Annotated in this window: 1 protein-coding gene; it reads right to left on the bottom strand. The window is 45.5% G+C overall.

The features are described 5' to 3' along the window. Nucleotides 1-253: hypothetical protein (locus tag ACTHTJ_RS11045; RefSeq protein ID WP_440362701.1), on the bottom strand; the 253-nt coding region annotated here is incomplete at both ends.

Genomic DNA, 253 nt, shown 5'->3' on the forward strand with positions numbered 1-253 from the left:
GCTTTCTTGGCTTCTTCAGCTTTCTTGGCTTCTTCAGCTTTCTTGGCTTCTTCAGCTTTCTTGGCTTCTTCAGCTTTCTTGGCTTCTTCAGCTTTCTTGGCTTCTTCAGCTTTCTTGGCTTCTTCCGCTTTCTTGGCTTCTTCAGCTTTCTTGGCTTCTTCAGCTTTCTTGGCTTCTTCAGCTTTCTTGGCTTCTTCAGCTTTCTTGGCTTCTTCAGCTTTCTTGGCTTCTTCAGCTTTCTTGGCTTCTTCCG

The organism is Neisseria sp. P0018.S001, from assembly GCF_051957355.1.
GTDB classification, from domain to species: Bacteria; Pseudomonadota; Gammaproteobacteria; order Burkholderiales; family Neisseriaceae; genus Neisseria; species Neisseria subflava_A.